The organism is Methylobacterium sp. B4 (assembly GCF_003201865.1).
GTDB lineage: Bacteria > Pseudomonadota > Alphaproteobacteria > Rhizobiales > Beijerinckiaceae > Methylobacterium.
Genome location: NZ_QJJJ01000061.1, coordinates 1 through 1029 on the forward strand (window position 1 = coordinate 1; position 1029 = coordinate 1029).

Annotated in this window: 2 protein-coding genes; one reads left to right on the forward strand and one right to left on the reverse strand. The window is 57.2% G+C overall.

The genetic code is table 11. The features are described from left to right. The first annotated feature begins 96 nt into the window (after positions 1-96). Entirely contained in the window at positions 97-360 is a 264-nt protein-coding gene (locus BY998_RS23850) for a hypothetical protein (RefSeq protein ID WP_110354165.1), read from the forward strand. A 132-nt stretch (positions 361-492) separates the two neighbouring features. Here the strand turns inward: BY998_RS23850 and BY998_RS23855 are convergent, their stop codons facing one another. Beyond that, positions 493-723 (reverse strand): hypothetical protein, encoded by a 231-nt coding sequence (locus BY998_RS23855; RefSeq protein ID WP_110354166.1) that lies wholly within the window; start codon positions 721-723, stop codon positions 493-495. Positions 724-1029: the final 306 nt, after the last annotated feature.

The following is a 1029-nucleotide window of genomic DNA, read 5'->3' on the forward strand; positions in this document are numbered from 1 at the left end:
AGAGTTGCGTACAATCAATCATTGTTGACAAGCACTCCTGGGCGTCAATGACTGAGAGAGGCTAGCGCTCTTGCCTGAAAAGCTGGAGCAAACACAATGCCTCGCTACTTCTTCGACGTAGAGGATGGGGTCCGCACGGTCGATGAAGTGGGCACCGAGTTGGAAGGGCCTCAGGCTGCAGCCCTTGAGGCGATTAAGACGATGCTCGAGATAGGCCGCTTCGAAGCCGTCATCAAAAACGAGCGCCGGCTGAATGTCCTGGTGCGGAACGAGCAGGGATCGCCGATCTACCGGACTGAGATGCTGATTGGGGCCATCTGGTTCATCGACGAGGGGCACGGCGCAGGGTCTAATCTTTGAGACAGCCGTCGCCGTAATCCAATCCCGCCCGGGCTCAGCCGCGGCGGGGCTTTTCGTTTCAGCCCCCACACGCCGCCGGCAGCATCCGCCTGCGCACCTCTGTCAGCTGGTTTGCCGCCTTCGGGTAACGGCCTAAGACTCCTCAACCTGGTTTACGAGTCGGACCTTCAGCGGCGTCGCACCGGCTTCGTCTCTCACTGTCAGCACCAGGGTTGTTTCTTTTGCATCCTGTGCCTCGGCTGTCACAAGTGCCGCTGCGACTTGCAGGGCTTCGGCCCGCAGAATGGCCCCGCTCTCGAGCTCGCGTCCGATCTCATCGCGCAGCTCAACGCCGTCATCTATGTCGAAAAAGTAGCGCGGCATCGTGAGCGGATTTCCAGTTAAGCTTCTGGGAGCAGGAGGCTCACGGAATAGGAAAAGTTTACGGTCTAATCGAATTGCGCACAATCGCCCGTACGAACTTTTGAATGCAAAACCGGGTTTCAATCTGAGCGTGCAGCATATTGCAAGCATCTGCAGCATCACGCGTGCGCTGATCTCAAACAAAAGCTCTGATTTTGACTGCTAGTAAGCTGAGTGTTCGGATTGGAACGAAGGTGCAGACACTGCGCGTTTCGTCCCCAAGTCTCAGGCTCCAGCGCTTGGAAACGGCTGCCTTAGGAACATCGC

Coding starts and splice junctions, on each gene's coding strand:
- BY998_RS23855 (WP_110354166.1), bottom strand. CDS start 723: ATGCCGCGCTACTTTTTCGACATAGATGACGGCGTTGAGCTGCGCGAT.
- BY998_RS23850 (WP_110354165.1), top strand. CDS start 97: ATGCCTCGCTACTTCTTCGACGTAGAGGATGGGGTCCGCACGGTCGAT.